Raw genomic sequence first — 21,368 nt, 5'->3', positions numbered from 1 at the left:
CTTATCAGCCTGCCAGAACCAGAGCCAGCGCGTCATCCACGCTCACCTCATGGCGTTCACCGGTGGCACGGCGCTTTAGTTCGACCTTGCCTTCCTTGGCACCACGTGGGCCTACAACAATCTGCCACGGGTGGCCCATAAGGTCTGCATCCGCAAACTTTACGCCAGCGCGTTCTGCACGATCATCATACAGGAAGGCTTCTTCGTTCGTGCTGTAGATGCGCTCGCAAATGGCATCGCACAGTTCATCACCGTTTTTCAGGTTCAGAATAACTGCACGGAAGGGTGCAACGGCATCCGGCCAGATAATGCCGTTATCATCGTGGCAGGCTTCAATAATTGCACCGGCAAGGCGGGAAACCCCAATGCCGTAAGACCCCATTTCCGGGTAAAGCTGGTTTCCGTCCGGGCCGCTTACGCTTACATCCATGGAGCGGGTGTATTTATCGCCAAAATAGAAGATATGCCCAACTTCTACGCCGCGGCCTTCGCGCTGGCGTTCTGCTGGCACAGCCTGCCATCCGGCCTCATCGTGCATTTCATCTGTTGCAGCGTAAGGCGTTGTCACACGGTTGAAGAAAGCTTCCAGCGCAACGGGGCTGTTGGTATCAACCGGTTCATCCAGCCAATCCTGCTCTTCCAGCGCGGCATCGTAAAACACGCCACTTTCTCCAGTGGGGGCCAGAATCAGGAACTCATGGCTCAACTCACCACCAATCGGCCCGGTATCCGCCCGCATGGGCACTGCCCGCACACCCAAACGCTGGAAGGTACGCAGGTAAGCCAGCAGCATACGACGGTAGGTTGCAACAGCAGATTCGTAGTCCAGATCAAAGCTGTAAGCATCTTTCATCAGAAACTCACGGCCACGCATCACCCCAAAGCGGGGGCGCATTTCATCACGGAACTTCCACTGAATATGATACAGAACCTGCGGCAGATCCTTGTAGGATTTTACGGTCTGACCGAACAGATCCGTAATCATTTCCTCATTGGTCGGCCCGTAAAGCAGTTCGCGCTTGTGCCGATCCTGAATACGCAGCATTTCCGGGCCATAGGCATCATACCGGCCAGAACGCTTCCATAAATCGGCTGATTGCAAGGTTGGCATCAGCACTTCCTGCGCCCCAACCCGATCCTGCTCTTCCCGCACGATCTGGCTGATGTTGCGCAACACTTTCAGCCCCGCTGGCAGCCACGCATAAATGCCAGATGCCGTCTGGCGGATAAGCCCCGCCCGCAGCATAAGCCGGTGCGAGACAATCTGGGCTTCTGCCGGATTTTCCTTGAGAGTGGGAAGAAAGCTGCGCGAAAGACGCATGGTGCATTCAGCCTTGTAAAAAAAGCGACTTTTCCTGAACGAAAGCCGCTTTGGTGTAACCAATCACTATCTGCTGTAAAACAGTGACGGGATAAAGAAAAGCCTGAGACACCGGCATTTTCTCTTACCCCGTCTTCTGTCAGGTATCAGACACGCAGCACGTGAACATCCACCAGCGGGCGCTTTTGCAGCTTACGCCCCAATGCGCGACGCAGGGCCGTTTTAGCGGCCTCACGGAAGGAAACATCATCCCCACGCAGTTCATCTGGAATAATGTCCAGCGCGTTGGCGAATTCTTCGCGCACACGCACGCTTTCCAGATCATCCGGATCAAGCAGACCCGGTGCGCTTACCTTGGGCTCACCAATCACAAAGCCTTCTTCATCCACTGCAAAGCTGCCGATAACCATACCGTTGAACAGCATCTTACGACGCGCAGCCAACACCCCTCCGTTCATGGGCAGCAGACGGTTACCGTCCAGCGCCAGACGGCCTGTTGGGGCTGTATCCACCACTTCCAGCTTACCCGGAGAAAGACGTAGGATATCGCCATCTTCCAGCAGAACAGGAGCAATACCCATTTCCTGCGCCAATGCGGCCTGTGCTGTCAGATGGCGCCATTCACCATGCACCGGCACAACATGCTGCGGCTTGAGCAGCTCGTACATTTTCTGCACATCGCCACCCGTTGCGTGGCCAGACACATGCACAAAATGCTCACGGTCCGTAATTACCCGCACACCACGGCGTGAAAGGTTATCCTGCACCGCCATAATCGCGCGCTCGTTGCCCGGAATCATACGGCTGGAATAAATAACCGTATCCCCCTCACCCAAAGCGATGTTGGGGTGGGTATCCATGGCAATGCGAGACAGAGCAGAACGAGGTTCACCCTGACTGCCGGTAATGATCAGCAGAATCTGGTCATCTGGCACATCGTTTACGTCCTGCTCTGTCAGGAACGGCAGAACGCCAGACAGATAACCGCAATCCCGCGCAGCAGTATCCAGATTGCGCAGGGAGCGCCCAACCAGAACCACCGTACGCCCAGCAGCCTGCGCCGCCATGGCGATGGTTTCAACACGCGCCACGTTGGAGGCAAAGCACGTTACGGCAATGCGGCCCTTAAGGCTTGCCACCAGTTCCGTCATACTACGGCGCACTTCGGATTCTGAACGAGACGGCCCCGGCTTCATCACATTGGTGCTGTCACACACCAGCGCCAGAACACCTTCACGGCCAATTTCAGCCAGCCTGTCCAGATCTGTTGCAGGCCCTACCAACGGGTCTGGGTCAAGCTTCCAGTCCCCCGTGTGCACCACAATGCCGGAGGGCGTGCGCAGCACCATGGACTGCGCCTCTGGCACAGAATGCGTTACCGGCACAAATTCAATATCAAACGGCCCCACATCAAACCGCGCACCGGGCTGGATGACGTGAATCGGCACATCCATAATGCGGGCTTCAGCCAGTTTGCGACGCAGAACAGCCGCTGCAAATGGTGTAACATATACAGGGCATTGCAGCATGGGCCAGACATGGGCCACAGCACCAATATGGTCTTCATGCGCATGGGTAATCACCAAGCCGGCCAGCTTGTCCTTGCGCTCTACAATAAAGCTTGGATCTGGCACCAGAATTTCGGCTTCTGGCGTATCGTTGCCACTAAACCCAATACCACAATCTATCGCCAGCCACGTGTCTCCCAACCGGTAAAGGTTGAGGTTCATGCCAATCTCACCCGTTCCGCCCAAAGGCAGAAAGGCCAGATCGCCGTTCTGTTCTGTCATTTCCGTGTTTTATCCTTCTGCAACATAATCTCGGTCCACTGTAAGTTTTGGCAGGGGGTTTCGCCCCGCCAGCAAACGCAACCCATTTAGGGTGAGCATTGAATCCACATGTTCAAAAACAGACGTACCTTCTGAGAAGAGTGGAGCCAGACCTCCGGTTGCCAGCACCTTCATGGGGCCAACCTCCTTTCTGATCCTCTCGACAATCCCCTCAATCAAACCAACATAACCCCAAAACACGCCAGACCGCATGGCGGTTACCGTGTTGCGCCCAATGGCGGAATCTCCTACTGGCCGCCCTATTCCTATACGGGGCAACCGTGCTGCTGCCTGATGCAACGCTTCAACCGACAAATTGATGCCAGGAGCAATAACACCACCGCAGTAGCTTCCATCCTTATCCACAACATCAAACGTTGTGGCTGTTCCAAAATCTATAACCGTAAGCGGTCCACCATACATATGGTGTGCAGCCAGACCATTCAACAGCCGATCTACCCCAACCTCATCCGGGTTATCCACCTTGATGGCAAACCCCCAATCCAGCCGGGCAGATGCAAGAAGCGGTTCAACAGCAAACCACTGCCTGCATAAAGTGCGTAAATGATACAAGGCAGCGGGCACAACAGTGCCAATAACCGCACCGTCAATATCATCCGCCACAATACCTTGGGTGCGCAACAGCGCATTCAGCCAGACAGCGTATTCATCAGATGTGCGCTGGGCCTGCATGGTAATGCGCCATACACCACGCCATCTTTCACCATCATGCACCGCAAACACGACATTGGTGTTGCCTGCATCAATAACAAGCAGCACCCTTATACCCCTTCTTCCAGCAGGATATCTCCTGTCGTGATCGTTTTCATACCGGTTTCCGTGTCCAGCAGCAGGCGGCCATCCTCGGCCAGACCCGCAAATTTTCCCTGTTCATAAGTAGTTCGGCTGCTAACGACAAGAGGCGTCCCCACAGGATGCGCCCGTTCAAGCCATGCCTGCCGCAATGCACCAAAGCCATTTTGCTGCCAAACAGTGCACCAATGTGTCAGGCTGGAAAGAATACATTGGGCAACATCTTTTGCTGGCGGCACCGCGCCATACTGGCCCAAGCAAGCGGCAAAGCGTCCTGTTTGCTGTTGAGAAGGCGCCTGCGTGAGATTGGCACCAAAGCCTATAACAAGGCGGCCGCCTTCCCGCTCTATCAGGATACCGCCTGCCTTTTGGCCATCCAATAAAAGATCATTCGGCCATTTTATCATGAGATGCCCTGCCACAGCAGGCACGGCGCGCAATAATCCATCATAAAATGCCAAAGAGGCGGCAAACGGCCACCCCCCCAGCATATCCTGCCCTGCCTGTTGTGCATCTAGCAAAACGGATAAAGCAAGACTTTGCCCGGCATCCACCCATTGGCGGCCACGGCTGCCTCGACCTTGAGTTTGCCTATAAGCTAAAACCGCAAGGCCGAAATCTGCCCCCTGCCGTGCCTGTTCCAAACAGAAATCAGAGGTGGAGCCCAGTTCTGCAAAGCATTCAAGCCGCCACGGGCTAGGCTGATCTTTCATCCGCCCAGAGCAAGTGCTGCCTGATGCGCCCATGCCATTAGAGGGCCCATTCCTGCAACAAACAAGGCTGTTGCCAAACCCATGCTGCCGGAAACAAATAGCAGGCTGGGTGCAGGACGATCCAGCACTTCTGCTGGGCTATCAAAATACATCACCTTCACAATCCGCAGATAATAATACGCACCAACTATGCTGGAGAGTGCGCCAATTACCACCAGTACGTAAAGGCCAGACTGCCAAGCCGCGGCAAAAACCAAAAATTTACCAAAGAAACCAGCCAGCGGTGGTGCCCCCACCATGCTGAACATAAACAGCGCCAGAACAGCAGCCATTGCCGGATCTGTACGCCCTAGGCCTGCCAGATCGGAAATGCTGACAACCTCCCGCCCTTTCCGCCGCATTGCCGTAATGCAGGCAAACACACCTGCATTCATGACAAAATAAGCGGCTAGATAAATAAGCGTAGCCTGCACACCTGCTAGTGATGCCGCGGCCAAACCCATCATGGCGTACCCCATATGACCAATAGAGGAATATGCCATCAGACGTTTGATGTTGCCTTGAGGAATAGCTGCAAAAGCCCCGTACACCATGGACAGCACGGAAACGGTTTCAATCAGGATTTGCCAACGCGGAGCAACCGTACCAAACGGCCCGGCCATAACACGCAGAAACAATGCAAAAGCTGCAAATTTAGGAGCCCCCGCCATATAAGCCGTTACCGGAGTGGGCGCACCCTGATAGACATCTGGCGTCCACATATGAAACGGCACAGCGGAAAGTTTGAAGCACAGGCCGGTAACAATAAAAACAATGCCAACAATCAGCCCCATTGGCAGATTGCCGGAAGCCCGAATGGCCGCCACCAGCCCTGTATATTCCATAGTACCTGCGTAACCATACACAAGTGAAATACCATAGAGCAGCAGACCAGAAGCCAAAGACCCAAGCACAAAATACTTCAGCCCCGCTTCGGATGACAGCACACTATCCCGCTCCATCGCACACAGAATATAAATGGACAGTGATGAGAGTTCCAACCCCACGAACAACGTCATCAAATTGGCGGAGGATGCCATGATCATCGCGCCCAATGTTGAAAACAGCATCAGCACCGGGGTTTCAAACGGCAGGGTAGTTTTATCCCGCGTGCGGTAACTGAACGTTAGCACCACGGCGGTTAATGCACCCGCCAGTATCAGCATCTTCATAAAGCGGGCAAAGCCATCATTTACAAAGGTGCCTGCATACCCTTCCCCCGTGGGAGACAGCAGAACCAGAAACCCGCATACGGCAAATGCTGCAATGCTCAACATGGCAGAAGAGAAAAAACCCTCCCCTTTCCGCTGCAACACACCGGCCACCAGAATAACAATGCCAGACAACGCAAGCACAATTTCTGGCACTGCTATTGTCCAGTTAAAGCTGGTCATACTCATTGCACCATACCCCGCAGGTGGGAGGAGAAAGAAAAGGAAAAAACCGTTTCGCGCATCATGTTCGCTTCTTCCTCAGCCACACAGCGCCACGGTTAACAGCACAACCAACCCGGCCAAAACCGTAAAGGCATAAATGGCGATAGACCCGGTTTGAAGCTTTACGGCTTGCGCTGCACTTGTACGCGCGGCCTGCACCACATCATGCGGCACAGCTTCCACCACGCCTTCTTCTCCATCTTTCCAGAGAACGCGTGCGATTGCAGCGTAGGGGCGCACAAAAATGGCATCATACAATTCATCAAAATACCATTTGTTCAGCAGGAAGCGGTAAAGCGGCCCACACGCCCGCGCCATATTGGTTGGCAAAGCAGGGTTCAGCACATAACACAGCACAGCTACAGCAATACCGGCCAAACCTGCCAAAGAGGGTAAAATAGCAATCAGGACTGGTACATGTTCCAGATTTTCCATAATCGTATTATCTGGCGCATTGAAAATGGCCCCTTCCCAGAAACCGATCTGGTGCGTTCCAATGTAAAATGGCGCCAAAAGAATACCCGCAACAACAGCGCCAAAAGCCAGCAGCACCAAAGGCACGCTCATAACAACTGGGCTTTCATGCGCGGCATTCCGCGCATGGGCATCTGCTGCCTGACCATGAAACACCAGGAAAATAAGCCGCCAGCTATAAAAAGCCGTGAGAAACGCAGTGATTGTACCCAAGCTCCATGCATACATGCTGGCGGAAGAACCTGTGGACCATAGTGCATTCAAAATGGCATCCTTGGACCAATAGCCTGCAAACGGAAACACACCGGCAAGCGCCAAGCTGCCTATCCACATCACCGTGTAAGTCAGCGGCAGCTTTTTCCATAAACCGCCCATTTTAAACATGTTCTGTTCATCATGCATGGCATGAATAACGGAACCAGCGCCAAGAAACAGAAGCGCTTTAAAAAATGCATGTGTTGTCAGATGAAAAACAGAAGCCTGATACGCACCCACACCCACAGCGGCAAACATGTAACCAAGCTGCGAACAGGTGGAATACGCAATGGTGCGCTTGATATCTGGCTGCACCATACCCACCGTTGCGGCAAAAAAGCAGGTGGTTGCACCAATAAGAATAATGAACGTGCGTGTTGCAGGCGCGAACTCCAGCAATGGAGACATACGCGCCATAAGAAACACACCAGCCGTAACCATTGTGGCTGCATGGATAAGGGCAGATACAGGCGTTGGGCCTTCCATGGCATCTGGCAACCATGTGTGCAGGAACAACTGAGCCGATTTACCCATAGCCCCAACAAACAGCAGTAGGCAGATAACCTCCAGCATACGGAAGGAAATGCCAAACAGCGTGTATGGTGCGTTTAAAACCTGCGGAACCTGCGCAAAAATGGCATCATACTGCACGGTATGGAACAGCACATAAATCAGCCCGATACCCACAAGGAAGAACAGATCCGCCACGCGGTTGACCACAAACGCCTTGATGGCTGCGGCTGTTGCGGATGGACGATCATACCAGTAACCAATCAGCAGATAACTGGCGAGGCCCACCCCTTCCCATCCGAAAAAAAGCTGGATCAGATCATTGGAAGAAACCAGCATAAGCATGGCAAAGGTGAACAGGGAAAGGTAAGAAAAAAACCTGTATGTGGGCATAGAGTCATGACTCATGTAGCCAAGGCTGTAACAATGCACCAGCAACGAAACCACAAGCACCATTGCCACCATGGTAACAGATAGTGCATCAAACCTTAGCGTCCATGTGGCATCAAACCCACCAGCATGAACCCATTGTGCAAGACGCACTGTGGAATGGCCAAAGCCTGCAAGCCACCCGCCCCACAAAGCCCCAATGGCGCAAAGCGTTGCAATGCCCATGCACAAAAGAGTAACGGCTTTGGCTAGGGTATCACCCATGAAGCGGCCACCAAGCCCAGCTACGGTAGCCCCTACAAGAGGTGTAAGAACAGCGGCGGAAAAGAGGTTAAGATCGGGCTGCATAGCCAATCATCCCTTCATCATCGTCACGTCTTCGACCTGGATGGACCCACGATTACGGAAATACACCGTAACAATAGCCAGACCGATAGCCGCCTCTGCTGCGGCAATTGTAAGCACAAACAGAACCATGACCTGCCCGGACAGATCTCCATGCGCAGAAGAAAACGCAACAAGATTGAGATTGGCCGAAAGCAGAATGAGTTCCATGGACATCAGCAGGATGATGACGTTCTTGCGGTTTAGAAAAATACCAAACACACCCAGAACAAGCAGTGCCGCACTAACAAAAAGATAAGGCCCAATACCTATGGGAGCGATTGCGGGTGTCATGGCCTGTTCTCCTCTGTTTCCGCTACAGCCTGATTTCCGGAACCATAGGAACCGGGAACTGCTGTTTCGTAATAGGAGCCTTTGGGCCGAAGGAAACCACCGCTTTCAAACACGTTTTCGCCAAGTGGCAGTTGCACAAGCTCCAGCGTTTCTTCAACTGTGCGTGCGTGTTGCTTATCTATGTTCTGGCGGCGGCCTGTAGCGCGTTCACGCAACGTCAGCACAATGGCGCCTATCATGGCAACCAGCAGCACAAGCCCACATGCCTGAAACAGAAAAACGTAATGTGTGTAAATAATTGTTCCCAAAGCTTCCGTATTTGTAAGCTGAGGGACAGGATTAAGAGGTGCCACAATATTGGCTGGCGCCATTTTCCAGTTGCTGAACGCCATAAGCAGCTCGGCAAACAAAACGCCCCCAACACATACGCCTAAAGGTGCGTGTTTCTGAAAACCTTCGCGCAGGCTGCTGAAATCTATATCCAGCATCATCACAACAAACAGGAACAGAACAGCCACTGCCCCCACGTAAACAATAACAAGCAGCATGGCCAAAAATTCGGCCCCGGCTACCAGGAACAAACCCGCTGCATTAAAAAATGCAAGGATAAGAAAAAGCACGGAATGCACCGGGTTACGTGCGCTAATGACCATTACAGCCGAAAACAGCAGCACCGTTGCAAAAACGTAGAAAACAAGCTGTGCCATCATTGGCCAACCTCCTGCCATGTCATGGCCTGCATCTGCTCAGCGATACGGGGCATCTAATTCCAGACGCCGCGCAAGCAGCGCTTCCCACCTGTCTCCATTCGCTAAAAGCTTATCTTTGTCGTACATAAGCTCCTCGCGCGTTTCGGTAGCAAATTCGTAGTTCGGGCCTTCAACAATGGCATCTACCGGGCAGGCTTCTTCACACAGGCCACAATAGATGCACTTTGTCATGTCAATGTCGTAGCGTGTGGTGCGGCGAGATCCATCATCCCGCTCTTCTGCCTCAATAGTAATGGCCTCTGCTGGGCATGTCGCTTCACAAAGCTTGCAGGCAATACAACGTTCTTCCCCATTAGGATAACGGCGCAATGCATGCTCACCCCTAAACCTGGGGGATAGCGGCCCTTTTTCGTAAGGGTAGTTTAATGTCACTTTTGGGCGAAACATCATGCGGAAAGTGGATGACATGCCCCCCACCAACTCTTTCAGCAGGAAAGAGCGTAGCGTGTTACCTAAAGCACTCATCAGTTCACACCTCCCATATGGGGCAGCAGGCCTGTTGCCATAAGCAAACCTGCCGTTCCGATCATCCACAAAAGGGAAAATGGCAGGAATACTTTCCAGCCCAGCCGCATAAGCTGATCGTACCGATACCGAGGGAACGTGGCACGTACCCAGATAAAGACGAACAGACAGAAAAGGATTTTGAAAATCAGCCACAAAGGACCCGGCACCCATGTAAGCGGTGCAATACCCAATGGTGGCAGCCAGCCGCCCAGAAACAGAATACTGACCATAGATGACATAAGGATCATGTTTGCGTATTCGCCCAGAAAGAACAGGCCAAACGCAAGGGATGAATATTCAACAAAAAAACCAGCCACCAGTTCACTTTCCCCTTCGGGAAGATCAAACGGTGCGCGGTTTGTTTCTGCCAATGCCGATATAAAAAACACAATAAACATCGGGAACATTGGCAAGCAGAACCAGACATGGCGCTGAGCCAAAACAATATCGTTCAGGTTCAGGCTTCCCACTGCCAGCAATACGGAAACAATCACCAAGCCAATGGAAACTTCGTAAGAAACCATCTGCGCGGCAGAGCGTAATCCACCAAGAAAGGCGTATTTGGAATTAGACGCCCAGCCTGCAATAAGAATGCCGTAAACACCTAATGAAGAAATAGCCAGAAGGTAGAGAATACCCACATTGATATTGGCAACGGCCAAACCGTTACCTGTAGGAATAACTGCCCATGCCACCATGGCCAAAGAAAAGGTAAGAAACGGTGCAAACAAGAACAAAGCACGGTTTGCTCCCGCTGGAATGATTGTTTCCTTCACAATCATCTTGATGGCATCAGCAAAAGCCTGAAGCAGACCAAATGGGCCATTCACATTCGGCCCACGGCGGCGCTGCATGGCGGCCATTACCTTGCGTTCCATCAGCGTAAGATACGCAACAGCAATAAGCAGCGGCACCAGAACAGCCAGTGTTTCCAGCAGCATCAGAATAATCTGGCCAGCAAGGGTATGGTAAAAGAACTGTCCCATTGGCCTTACTCCGCTGCTATTGCGCGAGGCACGCTATAAACTTTTGAACATTCCGCCATAGTGGGGCTGGCACGGCTGATAGCATTGGTCTGGTAATAATCAGGAATGACAGACCTGAAAGGTGCGGACATAAAGCTTTTATCCTCGTCCTTTTCCTGTTGTGAGGCAATTGCCTGAGGAGCCGCAAGCCTTGTGACATGCCCAACATGTGCAAACACAGGGTTTACGTCCGCCATACGTGCACGCAATTCCTCCACCGTATTATACGGCAATGTATGCCCACACACTTCTGAAAAAGCCCTGATAATACGCCAATCTTCTCGCGCATCTCCCGGAGCAAACACGGCCCGAAAAGCACGTTGCACACGCCCTGCGGTATTTACGTATGTGCCGGATTTTTCCGTATAAGCCGCTCCAGGCAGAATAATATCTGCCCGCTTGGCTGCCGCATCACCATGGTGCCCTTGATACACAACAAAGGTATCTGGCGAGATACGATCAATGGGAAGTTCATCTGCGCCCATCAACCACAAAACTTCTACACCACCACGCAGCATGCTGGCAGTAGCGCATCCATGCGGGCCGGGCACAAACCCAATATCTAATGCCCCCACGCGGGATGCCGCTGTGTGCAGAACATTCAGCCCGTTCCACCCATCCACAACAACACCTGTTTTTGCTGCCAACTGTTTACAAGCAGCATAAATAGCTGGAGCATCCTGACGGGTTAAAGCCCCGTGCCCAAGAATGATCATGGGGCGTGATGCTTTTTGCAAAACCTCTGCAAAAGCATTTTCCCCTTTTAACAGAGCATCCAACGCAGTCGGACCATCCGCCAGAATATCAACCTGATATGTTGGATCAGAAACAAACCGACCAATACTGGCTATGGGAAAGCCGCCTCGCCCTGCATCCAGATATCGCTTACGAATACGGGCATTTAAAACTGGGGCCTCACGCCGTGGTTCTACCCCTATTAACAACAAGGCATCTGCCTCATCTATTCCGACAATATCGCTGTTAAACAGGTAGTTTGCGCGTGCGCTCAAATCATACCATGCGCCATCTTGTCGGCAGTCCAAGTTTGATGAGCCAAGGCTATTCAAAAAATCCTTAAGAGCACACAGGCTTTCTACATCACATAAATCACCCGCAATGGCACCAATCTTTTCACCAGACACGCCTTCCAGCCTACGCGCCAGAGAAACAAATGCCTCCTGCCATGTGGCCGGATGTAACTTACCGTGCACACGTACCCAAGGCTGATCAAGCCGCCGACGCTTGAGCCCATCAACCGAAAAACGTCCTTTGTCAGAAAGCCATTCTTCGTTCACTTCATCATTTACGCGCGGAACAATGCGCATGACTTCACCACCGCGGGCTTGAATCTGGATATTGGTGCCCAGCGCATCCATCACATCAATGCTGTCTGTTTTTTTGTATTCCCATGAACGCGCATGAAACGCCGATGGCTTGGCTGTAAGGGCACCTACAGGGCAAACATCTATCAGATTTCCTGAAAGCTCTGATGTCAGTGCTTTTTGCACATATGTGGTGATTTCAGCATTTTCACCGCGCGAGACCATACCTAGCTCAGGCGTGCCAGCTACTTCCGTACTAAACCGAACACAACGTGTGCACTGGATGCAGCGTGTCATAGCCGTTTTAACCAACGGCCCAAGATCTTTATCTGTTACAGCGCGTTTTTCTTCATGATAGCGTGAAATACCAGATCCATACCCATAAGCCTGATCTTGCAGATCACACTCCCCGCCCTGATCACAAATAGGGCAATCCAGCGGGTGGTTAATCAGCAAAAATTCCATAACGGCACGGCGTGCACGGCGCACAACCTCTGTATCCGTAAAAATCTGCATTCCTTCAGAAATAGGAAAACCGCAGGATGCAACAGGCTTGGGCGCACGCGCCACTTCTACCAGACACATACGGCAGTTACCGGCAACGGAAAGCCGTTCATGATAACAAAAACGTGGTATTTCCTTTCCGGCAGCCTCGCAGGCCTGCAAAGCACTAAAACCTGCGGGCACATCTACCGGTGTACCGTCAACAATGACCTTCACCATTATTCTTACTCCGCCGCCACTGGCACACCGCCGCTAGGCACCTGCACCAAGCCCGTACCGCCATGCGCAGCCTTGTACTGCCGAATACGCGCTTCCATTTCTGGTCGGAAATGCCGGATAAGCCCCTGAATAGGCCATGCAGCGGCATCACCCAGCGCACAAATGGTATGGCCTTCCACCTGCTTGGTGACCTGCTCCAGCAGATCAATCTCTTCTATTTCGGCTGTGCCCTGCACCATGCGGTTCATCATACGCATCATCCACCCGGTGCCTTCCCGGCATGGCGTGCACTGGCCACAGCTTTCGTGTTTAAAGAACTTTGAAAAACGTGCAATGGCTTCAATAATATCTGTGGATTTATCCATTACGATCATGCAAGCCGTACCCAATCCGGAACGTTCTGCACGCAAACTATCGTAATCCATCAATACAGTTTCACAGATGGATTTGGGCAACACGGGAACAGAGCAACCACCAGGAATAACGGCCAGCAGGTTATCCCACCCACCGCGCACACCGCCGCCGTGTTTTTCAATAATCTCTTTAAGCGGAACACCCAGTTCTTCTTCAAAAACACAAGGTGTATTCACATGGCCAGAAATAGCCATAAGTTTTGTGCCTGCATTATTGGGCCGGCCCAAGCCAGAAAACCAAGCAGCCCCACGCCGCATGATGGTGGATGTAACAGCTATGCTTTCCACATTATTCACTGTGGTTGGGCAACCATATAACCCCGCCCCTGCCGGGAATGGGGGCTTCATACGGGGTTGGCCTTTTTTACCTTCCAAACTTTCCAGCAGAGCTGTTTCTTCCCCGCAAATATATGCGCCAGCACCACGGTGAATACGGAAATCAAAATCCCATCCGCTACCTGCAGCATTTTTACCGAGCAAACCCGCCTCATAAGCTTCGTCTATAGCAGCCTGAAGGCGCTCGGCTTCTCTGCAAAACTCGCCACGAATGTAAATATAGGACGCATGCGCACCCATAGCGAAAGAGGCAATCATTGCGCTCTCTATCAGCTTATGTGGCTCATGCCGCATAACTTCGCGGTCCTTACATGTGCCGGGTTCTGATTCATCCCCATTGATAACGAGATAATGCGGGCGGCCATCAGACTTTTTGGGCATGAATGACCACTTTAGCCCAGTGGGAAAACCCGCCCCTCCACGTCCACGCAGGCCAGAAGCTTTCATTTCCGCCACTACTGCATCTCGCCCTTTTGCAATAATGGCTGCTGTATTCTCCCAGTCTCCCCGTTTCCGGGCTGCGGGCAAACGCCAATCATCCTGTCCATAAAGATTGGTGAAGATACGGTCTTTGTCCTGAAGCATGGCCGTTTCTCCTATTTCTGATCCGGGGATGATGCAGACGTTTCCAAAAGGGTTTTTCTGCCCCCTTCCGGTGCTGAACACATACGGTTGATAGCTGGCCCAGCTTCTGGCTTCCTGCCTGCACGCAAATCTGCAATCAATGCTTCTGTGCGTGGGCCATCCATATCTTCGTAGTAATCATCATCAACTTGCAGAATGGGTGCGTTGGCACATGCACCCAGACACTCCACTTCTGTTAGAGTAAACAGGCCATCTGCGCTGGTTTCACCAAAATGATGAATACCCGTTGCCTTACGGCAAGCCTCTGTCACCGCATCCGAACCACGCAACCAGCAGGGTGTGGTTGTGCAAACCTGAAGGTGATAACGCCCAATCGGCTTTGTGTTGAACATGGTGTAAAAAGAGGCAACCTCATACACGCGTATGGGTGCCATCTCTAACCTGCTGGCAATGTCATCCATTGCGACAAGAGGTATCCATGCACTGCCGGTTACACGGCCCATCTGACGCTGTGCAATATACAAAAGCGGCATAACCGCACTGGCTTTACGTTCTTCTGGGTATTTTTTAAGAACATTTACAATTTCTGCTTCAGATTCATCATCAAAAGCAAAACTTTCCGGCTGTTCTGCCGGGGCCCAGGTGGTGTTCATCGGTCAACCTCCCCGAACACAAGATCAAGCGATCCAATAATGGCCACCATGTCTGCCAGCATCCCGCGGCGGGACAATTCATCGATGGCCTGAAGATGAGCAAATCCTGTTGGGCGAATTTTGCAGCGATAAGGCCGGTTGCTTCCATCAGCAACCAGATACACCCCAAACTCTCCTTTAGGACTTTCCACCGCTGTATAGGTTGCGCCGGGGGGTACGTGATACCCTTCGCTGAACAACTTGAAGTGATGAATGAGCGCTTCCATAGAACGCTTCATTTCTGCGCGTGGTGGCGGGCTAAACTTAGGGTCCTGCACCTTTACGTCCCCAGGACGTATCTGGGTTAGGCATTGCTCAATAATCTTGACGCTTTCACGCATTTCCGCAACGCGCACCAAATAACGATCATAACAATCACCCTGCCGCGCTACCGGCACATTGAACTCAACTTTGTGATAATTGTCATAGGGCTGATTACGCCGCAGATCCCACGGCACACCAGAGGCACGCAAACATGGCCCGCTAAAGCCCCATGCCAATGCTTGTTCTGTTGTAAAAACGCCAATACCAACCGTGCGCTGTTTCCAGATACGGTTTTCAGTCAGCAAGCCTTCAAGTTCATCAATCCATTTTGGAAACTCTTTGGCCCATGCGCCTATTTTATCTTCCAAGCCAGCCGGCACATCACGCGCTACACCACCCGGCCGAAAATAATTGGCATGAAATCGTGCTCCGGATGCTGCCTCGTAAAACTCCAGAAGTTTTTCGCGCTCTTCATACCCCCACAAAGCGGGCGTAACGGCCCCGCAATCCAACCCCATCGCTGTAAGGTTGAGAATGTGGTTCAGAACACGTGTTATTTCTGCAAACATAACACGCAGCCACTTGGCGCGTTCTGGAATATCAATACCCAGAAGTTTTTCCGTTGCCAGAGCAAATGCCTGCTCCTCACACATCGGAGAAACGTAATCCAGTCGATCAAAATACGGCAGAGCTTTCTGATAGGTTTTGTATTCTATCAGTTTTTCTGTGCCACGATGCAAAAGGCCAATATGGGGCACAGCACGCGCCACCACCTCGCCTTCCATCTCCAGCACCAAACGCAACACACCATGCGCAGATGGATGCTGGGGTCCAAAATTTAGCGCGTGAGAATCAATTTCCACAACCTTGCGGGGCTCTTCTTCTGCCACCTTCTCAGGCACAAGGCTTTCTGGAACATCTTGCCGCAGCACAGTATCTGCTGTTTCGATAAAAGTATTTTTCAATTCAGTCATCAGCCGGACCTCTTCATGCCCTGTCTGACTTCATGCGCTTTTTCGTCTCCCGGCAAAGTCAGCATGCCTTCCCATGGGGAAACGAAGTCGAAATCTCGAAAATCCTGTGTCAAGGAAACAGGTTCTTTCACAACCTGCCTGCGCTCCACATCGTAACGAACCTGTTCATAGCCCGTTAACGGGAAGTCCTTGCGCAGCGGGTGCCCTTCAAACCCATTATCTGTGAGGATACGCCGCATATCTGGCTGGCCAGAAAAGACCACTCCAAACAGATCGTAACATTCACGCTCCCACCATGTGGCGCAGGGCCATAAATGGTGCACGGAAGGTACGGGGGTTACCTCATCTGTCTGCACGATCACGCGAATACGGTGGTTATGCGTGACGGACAGCAGATTATAAACAACCTCGAAGCGTTGCGGTCGTTCTGGAAAATCTACCCCGCACAAATCCATCAGTTGCTCAAAGCGGTATGATGGATGATCCCGCAGCAACTCGAAAAAATGCAATAAGTGATCGCGCTCTATGCGAACAACCAACTCACCTTTTTCTACTGCTGCATAAGAAACTGCAGGCACAGTTGCCATAAAGGTAAAGGCCATGGCAGACAGCCGCCCTTCAAGGCGCCCCTGCCGAGGATTTACAGGAAGTTCAGCCACGGAGAATGGTCCCTGTCCGACGTATTTTTTTCTGAAGCAGCATGATGCCGTAGATCAAAGCCTCTGCCGTAGGCGGGCAGCCCGGCACATACACATCTACCGGCACAATGCGATCACACCCACGCACAACGGAATACGAATAGTGGTAATACCCACCGCCGTTGGCGCAGGAGCCCATGGAAATAACCCAGCGTGGCTCGGCCATTTGCTCGTACAACCGGCGCAGCACAGGCGCCATTTTGTTGGTAAGCGTGCCAGCCACAATCATGACATCAGACTGGCGCGGAGAGCCACGCGGGATAATACCCATACGGTCCAGATCATACCGCGGCATATATGCGTGGATCATTTCCACCGCACAGCAAGCCAGCCCAAAGGACATAGGCCATAAGCTGCCTGTGCGCCCCCAGTTCACCAACTTATCCAGATTGGCAACAACAAAGCCTTTCTCGGCCAGAACCCCTGTAATGCCTCGCACAACAGCATCTTGCTCTGGGCCGGGCGGAAGCGCTTCGCGGTTCCATAAGACCGCATCCTGCTGGTTGGTTGTCATGGCTGTATCTCCCTCACCTTAATCCCAATCCAGCGCGCCCTTGCGCCATTCATACAAAAAGCCAATGCCCAGCACGGCCAGAAACCCAAGCATGGAAAGGAAGCCAAACAGCCCAATGCGCCCTAGGCTGATGGCCCAGGGAAACAGGAACGCAACTTCCAGATCGAAAATGATGAACAGGATGGCAACCAGATAGAAGCGCACATCAAACCGACGGCGCGCATCATCAAACGCTTCAAAACCGCATTCATAAGCTGTGAGTTTTTCGGAATACGGTTTCTGGTGGCCGCTTAGTAGCGCCATACCCAACATGGCGGCGGCAATAATAACCGACATGCCCCCAAACACGAGAACTGGCGCATAATCACCAAGAACAGACTGCATGGTGTGGTTCCTGCACATGTTTCAAGCCGCAGTGGCTTTTGTTTCATGCAGCAACCCTAGCCCCAACATCCTGCGCACGGATATGCACGAACGCGTTGGGTATGGGGCACTTTCTTGTGAAGGCCGAATTTTAAGAGATAAATTGAGAGGCCAGATAATGCTCTGGCGAAAACCACATACAGGCAGCAATGGAACTAAGTCCATTGTGCGTGTGGGTTACCATTTGGGGAAAATGGTGGGCAATGACGGGATCGAACCGCCGACCATCTCGGTGTAAACGAGACGCTCTACCGCTGAGCTAATTGCCCGCGCCCTATGTGCCATAAATAGAAAAGGCCGACAACCCCTTCACACGTTTCAAGCAGCAATCTTAACCCCAACATCCTGCGCACGGATATGCACGAACGTATTGGGCATGGACCACTTTCTTGTGAAGGCCGAATTTTCAGGGAGAAATTAAGAGGCCAGATAATGCTCTGGCGAAAACACACACAGGCAGCAATGGAACTAAGTCCATTGTGCATGTGGGTTACCATTTGGGGAAAATGGTGGGCAATGACGGGATCGAACCGCCGACCATCTCGGTGTAAACGAGACGCTCTACCGCTGAGCTAATTGCCCGCGCCCTATGTGCCATAAACAGAAAAGGCCGACAACCCCCTTTTTTGAGATTGTCGGCCTTTTTCAGAAAAAATTTCCTGACGGAATTAACCGCTGACGGCATCCTTCAGCGCCTTGCCCGGCTTGAAGCGGACAGAGGTGGAAGCAGGGATATCGATTTCTTCACCCGTACGTGGGTTGCGGCCTTTAGCTGCCTTGCGGGTTGCGGTCACGAATGTGCCAAAACCAACCAGACGTACTTCCTGCTTTGTGGACAGGGCCTTTTCGATCGCACCGAATACGGCATCGACCACTTCACCGGCTTTTGCCTTGGGCAGGTCAACAGCTTCAGCCACTGCTGAAACGAGTTCCTGCTTGTTGAGCGGCTTCTCCATCCTTACGCCTTTCTATTTCTTATATCTGTTCGGAACGGCGGGCGGCCTATTTCGTCCGCCTGTCCGCTACCTGAACGCACTATGAAGCCGTTTTCCGCCACGTCAACCAAGCAAACGCAACTTCGTGGGCTCTTATCCCTTCTATTCAGTGTGGCAACACCGGAAGAGCGGATTCTCCACCAGCCGCTGGCAGTGGATCTGGCACATCTTCCCACTCAATTGGCTGGGGCTGACGCACCAATGCACGCGCCAGAACTTCATCCACATGAGAGACAGGAACGATTTCCAGTTTCTTCTTCACGTTGTCAGGGATTTCCGTAAGGTCCTTCTCATTTTCCTTGGGAATGAACACAGTACGAATGCCCGCACGCAGGGCCGCAAGCAGCTTTTCTTTCAAGCCACCAATAGCCAGCACACGCCCACGCAAGGTGATTTCACCCGTCATGGCCACATCCCGACGGATGGGAATACCTGTCAGCACGCTTACCAAGGATGTGACCATCGCCACACCGGCGGAAGGCCCATCTTTGGGAGTCGCACCTTCTGGCACGTGCACATGGAAGCTGCGCTTATCAAACAAGGTGGGCACAATGCCAAAGCTGGTTGCCCGACTCCGCACAAAGGAGAATGCAGCAGAGATGCTCTCCTTCATCACGTCGCCCAGCTTACCAGTTTCAACAATACCGCCCTTGCCCGGCACCATAACACTTTCAATGGTCAGGATTTCCCCACCCACTTCGGTCCAGGCTAGGCCGGTTACAACACCAACCATGTCTTCTGCTTCGGTTTCCCCATAGCTGAAGCGACGCACACCTGCGTATTTGTCCAGATTCTTGGGGGTAACAGAAACTTTCTTGGCCTTGCCGGTAACAATTTCCTTCACGGCCTTACGGGCAAGCCCTGCAAGTTCACGTTCCAGATTACGTACACCAGCCTCACGCGTGTAATAGCGAATCAGATCCCGCACAGCGTCATCTGTAATCGACCATTCACCCGGCTTGAGATTATGGGCCTGCGTCTGCTTGGAAATAAGGTGGCGTTTGGCAATTTCCACCTTTTCATCTTCCGTGTAACCGGACAGACGAATGATTTCCATACGATCCAGCAGAGGCTGCGGCATGTTCAGGCTATTGGCCGTTGTTACGAACATGACGTCAGACAGATCGTAATCCACTTCCAGATAATGATCTGCGAATGTGCTGTTCTGTTCCGGATCCAATACTTCCAGCAGTGCAGATGCCGGATCTCCGCGCCAATCAGACCCCAGCTTGTCAATTTCATCCAGCAGGAACAATGGATTCGAGACCTTCGCCTTCTTCATCCCCTGAATGATCTTGCCGGGCATGGAGCCGATATACGTACGCCGATGGCCACGAATTTCAGCTTCATCACGCACGCCACCCAGCGACATACGCACATAGTGCCGCCCTGTAGCCTTAGCGATAGAACGTGCCAGAGATGTTTTACCAACCCCCGGAGGACCTACCAGGCACAGAATCGGGCCTTTCAGCTTCTGGGACCGGCTTTGAACAGCCAGATATTCCAGAATCCGTTCTTTAACTTTTTCCAGTCCGTAGTGATCTGTATCCAGAATTTTTTCTGCTTCTGTCAGATCATGTTTGACCTTGGTCCGCTTTTTCCACGGAATACTCAGCAACCAATCCAGATAATTCCGCACAACTGTAGATTCGGCAGACATCATGCTCATGCCGCGCAGCTTTTTCAGCTCCGCTACAGCTTTTTCGTGTGCTTCCTTAGAAAGCTTGGTTTTAGCAATGCGTTCTTCCAGCTCGGATGTTTCATCCTTGCCGTCTTCGCCTTCACCCAGTTCCTTCTGAATCGCCTTGAGCTGTTCGTTCAGATAGTACTCGCGCTGCGTTTTTTCCATCTGGCGCTTAACGCGGTTGCGAATCTTCTTTTCTACCTGAAGAACATCAATTTCCGCCTCAATATGCGCAAAAACCTTTTCCAGCTGCGCCATCACTGTTGGCGCTTCCAGAATTTCCTGCTTTTCCGCAATCTTGAGGTTGAGATGGCTGGTTACGGTATCCGCCAGCTTTGCCAGATCACTGATCTGGTTCAGAGATACCAGTACCTCAGACGCAATCTTCTTGTTGAGCTTCATATACTGCTCAAACTGAGACACGATAGAACGCCCAAGCGCCTCGGCTTCTGGCCCTTCAGCCGGCTGCTCTGGCATATCCTCAATATCGGCTTCGAAGTGACCTTCAACCTCGTGCAAGGTTTTTACGCGTACGCGCTTCACCCCTTCCACCAGCACCTTCACGGTGCCGTCTGGCAGCTTCAAGAGCTGCAGAATGGTTGAAAGCGTGCCAACCCGATAAATGTCATCGGCGGATGGATCATCCTGCGCCGCATCTTTTTGGGCGACCAGCAGAATGTGGCGGTCATCTTTTGTGACCGTTTCCAAAGCTTTTACAGATTTTTCGCGCCCAACAAACAGAGGCACGATCATGTGCGGGAACACCACAATATCGCGCAGTGGCAGCACAGCCACATGTGCCGGAGCTTTAGCTTCCTGAACTTCTGGCTCTGCAGCAGCTTCTGCAACTGGTGTGGTTTGAGGCGTGGCTTCTGCGACCACTTCCGGCTTGGTTTTTGTTGCAGTCCGGCGTCTGCGTTTCACTGGTTTTTCGTTATCAGCCATGATGATGACCTCCTGACAAGGACGATCCGGACACGGCACC

The 21,368-nt window shown here is 52.2% G+C and carries 19 protein-coding genes and 2 tRNA genes; all 21 read right to left on the bottom strand.

The window, feature by feature from the left end; translation table 11 throughout:
- Positions 1–4: 4 nt before the first annotated feature.
- Positions 5–1,321 (bottom strand): proline--tRNA ligase, encoded by a 1,317-nt coding sequence (proS, locus tag FCN51_RS24040; RefSeq protein WP_003625290.1) that lies wholly within the window; start codon positions 1,319–1,321, stop codon positions 5–7.
- A 146-nt stretch (positions 1,322–1,467) separates the two neighbouring features.
- Positions 1,468–3,111, bottom strand: a complete 1,644-nt coding sequence (locus tag FCN51_RS24035) for a ribonuclease J (protein WP_160257049.1) — start codon at positions 3,109–3,111, stop codon at positions 1,468–1,470.
- Between the two features lie 9 nt (positions 3,112–3,120).
- Positions 3,121–3,930 (bottom strand): type III pantothenate kinase, encoded by an 810-nt coding sequence (locus FCN51_RS24030; protein WP_003625287.1) that lies wholly within the window; start codon positions 3,928–3,930, stop codon positions 3,121–3,123.
- A 2-nt stretch (positions 3,931–3,932) separates the two neighbouring features.
- A complete protein-coding gene (locus FCN51_RS24025) occupies positions 3,933–4,676 on the bottom strand; it encodes a biotin--[acetyl-CoA-carboxylase] ligase (RefSeq protein WP_160257187.1) in 744 nt (247 codons plus the stop codon).
- Positions 4,673–6,115 (bottom strand): NADH-quinone oxidoreductase subunit NuoN, encoded by a 1,443-nt coding sequence (gene nuoN / locus FCN51_RS24020; protein ID WP_020944123.1) that lies wholly within the window; start codon positions 6,113–6,115, stop codon positions 4,673–4,675. The genes FCN51_RS24025 and nuoN overlap by 4 nt, the downstream gene beginning before the upstream one ends.
- Positions 6,116–6,187: 72 nt before the next feature.
- Positions 6,188–8,128 (bottom strand): NADH-quinone oxidoreductase subunit L, encoded by a 1,941-nt coding sequence (gene nuoL / locus FCN51_RS24015; RefSeq protein ID WP_160257048.1) that lies wholly within the window; start codon positions 8,126–8,128, stop codon positions 6,188–6,190.
- Positions 8,129–8,134: 6 nt separating this feature from the next.
- Entirely contained in the window at positions 8,135–8,458 is a 324-nt protein-coding gene (gene nuoK, locus FCN51_RS24010; RefSeq protein ID WP_003625283.1) for an NADH-quinone oxidoreductase subunit NuoK, read from the bottom strand.
- Positions 8,455–9,186, bottom strand: coding sequence for an NADH-quinone oxidoreductase subunit J (locus tag FCN51_RS24005; protein WP_080713392.1), 732 nt, complete (start codon positions 9,184–9,186; stop codon positions 8,455–8,457). Before FCN51_RS24005 ends, nuoK begins: the two co-directional genes overlap by 4 nt.
- 18 nt (positions 9,187–9,204) lie before the next feature.
- Entirely contained in the window at positions 9,205–9,693 is a 489-nt protein-coding gene (gene nuoI, locus FCN51_RS24000) for an NADH-quinone oxidoreductase subunit NuoI (protein ID WP_003625281.1), read from the bottom strand.
- Positions 9,693–10,721 carry an NADH-quinone oxidoreductase subunit NuoH gene (gene nuoH, locus FCN51_RS23995; protein ID WP_160257047.1) on the bottom strand — a complete coding sequence of 343 codons (1,029 nt, stop codon included), beginning with the start codon at positions 10,719–10,721 and terminating at the stop codon, positions 9,693–9,695. The genes nuoI and nuoH overlap by 1 nt, the downstream gene beginning before the upstream one ends.
- Positions 10,722–10,726: 5 nt before the next feature.
- A complete protein-coding gene (gene nuoG / locus FCN51_RS23990; RefSeq protein WP_160257046.1) occupies positions 10,727–12,805 on the bottom strand; it encodes an NADH-quinone oxidoreductase subunit NuoG in 2,079 nt (692 codons plus the stop codon).
- A gap of 5 nt (positions 12,806–12,810) precedes the next feature.
- Complete coding sequence (nuoF, locus tag FCN51_RS23985; protein ID WP_160257045.1) at positions 12,811–14,139, bottom strand: NADH-quinone oxidoreductase subunit NuoF; 1,329 nt, start codon at positions 14,137–14,139, stop codon at positions 12,811–12,813.
- A gap of 11 nt (positions 14,140–14,150) precedes the next feature.
- Positions 14,151–14,792 (bottom strand): complex I 24 kDa subunit family protein, encoded by a 642-nt coding sequence (locus tag FCN51_RS23980; RefSeq protein WP_160257044.1) that lies wholly within the window; start codon positions 14,790–14,792, stop codon positions 14,151–14,153.
- Entirely contained in the window at positions 14,789–16,069 is a 1,281-nt protein-coding gene (locus FCN51_RS23975) for an NADH-quinone oxidoreductase subunit D (RefSeq protein ID WP_014456947.1), read from the bottom strand. Before FCN51_RS23975 ends, FCN51_RS23980 begins: the two co-directional genes overlap by 4 nt.
- Positions 16,069–16,728: an NADH-quinone oxidoreductase subunit C gene (locus FCN51_RS23970; RefSeq protein ID WP_014456948.1), complete on the bottom strand. Its 660-nt coding sequence runs from the start codon at positions 16,726–16,728 to the stop codon at positions 16,069–16,071. The genes FCN51_RS23975 and FCN51_RS23970 overlap by 1 nt, the downstream gene beginning before the upstream one ends.
- Complete coding sequence (locus tag FCN51_RS23965; protein WP_003625270.1) at positions 16,721–17,281, bottom strand: NuoB/complex I 20 kDa subunit family protein; 561 nt, start codon at positions 17,279–17,281, stop codon at positions 16,721–16,723. Before FCN51_RS23965 ends, FCN51_RS23970 begins: the two co-directional genes overlap by 8 nt.
- Positions 17,282–17,299: 18 nt before the next feature.
- On the bottom strand, positions 17,300–17,665 hold the full coding sequence (gene ndhC / locus FCN51_RS23960; RefSeq protein WP_003630526.1) for an NADH-quinone oxidoreductase subunit A: 366 nt from the start codon (positions 17,663–17,665) through the stop codon (positions 17,300–17,302).
- Between the two features lie 233 nt (positions 17,666–17,898).
- Positions 17,899–17,973 (bottom strand) — tRNA-Val (locus tag FCN51_RS23955).
- A 238-nt stretch (positions 17,974–18,211) separates the two neighbouring features.
- A tRNA-Val gene (locus tag FCN51_RS23950) sits at positions 18,212–18,286 on the bottom strand.
- An 86-nt stretch (positions 18,287–18,372) separates the two neighbouring features.
- Positions 18,373–18,660 carry an HU family DNA-binding protein gene (locus FCN51_RS23945; RefSeq protein ID WP_003624117.1) on the bottom strand — a complete coding sequence of 96 codons (288 nt, stop codon included), beginning with the start codon at positions 18,658–18,660 and terminating at the stop codon, positions 18,373–18,375.
- A 145-nt stretch (positions 18,661–18,805) separates the two neighbouring features.
- Positions 18,806–21,328, bottom strand: coding sequence for an endopeptidase La (lon, locus tag FCN51_RS23940; protein WP_003624115.1), 2,523 nt, complete (start codon positions 21,326–21,328; stop codon positions 18,806–18,808).
- Positions 21,329–21,368: the final 40 nt, after the last annotated feature.

It is taken from the genome of Acetobacter pasteurianus (genome assembly GCF_009914215.2).
Classification (GTDB): Bacteria; Pseudomonadota; Alphaproteobacteria; order Acetobacterales; family Acetobacteraceae; genus Acetobacter; species Acetobacter pasteurianus.
The sequence above is the reverse complement of the archived record's forward strand: the minus strand, read 5'-3'. Positions and strand labels throughout refer to the sequence as shown.

Excerpts from the sequence above, each read along its gene's own strand:
- FCN51_RS24035 (WP_160257049.1), bottom strand. The coding sequence starts at position 3,111 with ATGACAGAACAGAACGGCGATCTGGCCTTTCTGCCTTTGGGCGGAACG.
- FCN51_RS23945 (WP_003624117.1), bottom strand. The coding sequence starts at position 18,660 with ATGGAGAAGCCGCTCAACAAGCAGGAACTCGTTTCAGCAGTGGCTGAA.
- nuoH (WP_160257047.1), bottom strand. The coding sequence starts at position 10,721 with ATGGGACAGTTCTTTTACCATACCCTTGCTGGCCAGATTATTCTGATG.
- ndhC (WP_003630526.1), bottom strand. The coding sequence starts at position 17,665 with ATGCAGTCTGTTCTTGGTGATTATGCGCCAGTTCTCGTGTTTGGGGGC.
- nuoK (WP_003625283.1), bottom strand. The coding sequence starts at position 8,458 with ATGACACCCGCAATCGCTCCCATAGGTATTGGGCCTTATCTTTTTGTT.
- FCN51_RS23965 (WP_003625270.1), bottom strand. The coding sequence starts at position 17,281 with ATGACAACCAACCAGCAGGATGCGGTCTTATGGAACCGCGAAGCGCTT.
- FCN51_RS24025 (WP_160257187.1), bottom strand. The coding sequence starts at position 4,676 with ATGAAAGATCAGCCTAGCCCGTGGCGGCTTGAATGCTTTGCAGAACTG.
- proS (WP_003625290.1), bottom strand. The coding sequence starts at position 1,321 with ATGCGTCTTTCGCGCAGCTTTCTTCCCACTCTCAAGGAAAATCCGGCA.
- lon (WP_003624115.1), bottom strand. The coding sequence starts at position 21,328 with ATGGCTGATAACGAAAAACCAGTGAAACGCAGACGCCGGACTGCAACA.
- nuoI (WP_003625281.1), bottom strand. The coding sequence starts at position 9,693 with ATGAGTGCTTTAGGTAACACGCTACGCTCTTTCCTGCTGAAAGAGTTG.
- FCN51_RS24005 (WP_080713392.1), bottom strand. The coding sequence starts at position 9,186 with ATGGCAGGAGGTTGGCCAATGATGGCACAGCTTGTTTTCTACGTTTTT.
- nuoF (WP_160257045.1), bottom strand. The coding sequence starts at position 14,139 with ATGCTTCAGGACAAAGACCGTATCTTCACCAATCTTTATGGACAGGAT.
- FCN51_RS23980 (WP_160257044.1), bottom strand. The coding sequence starts at position 14,792 with ATGAACACCACCTGGGCCCCGGCAGAACAGCCGGAAAGTTTTGCTTTT.
- nuoL (WP_160257048.1), bottom strand. The coding sequence starts at position 8,128 with ATGCAGCCCGATCTTAACCTCTTTTCCGCCGCTGTTCTTACACCTCTT.
- nuoG (WP_160257046.1), bottom strand. The coding sequence starts at position 12,805 with ATGGTGAAGGTCATTGTTGACGGTACACCGGTAGATGTGCCCGCAGGT.
- nuoN (WP_020944123.1), bottom strand. The coding sequence starts at position 6,115 with ATGAGTATGACCAGCTTTAACTGGACAATAGCAGTGCCAGAAATTGTG.
- FCN51_RS23975 (WP_014456947.1), bottom strand. The coding sequence starts at position 16,069 with ATGACTGAATTGAAAAATACTTTTATCGAAACAGCAGATACTGTGCTG.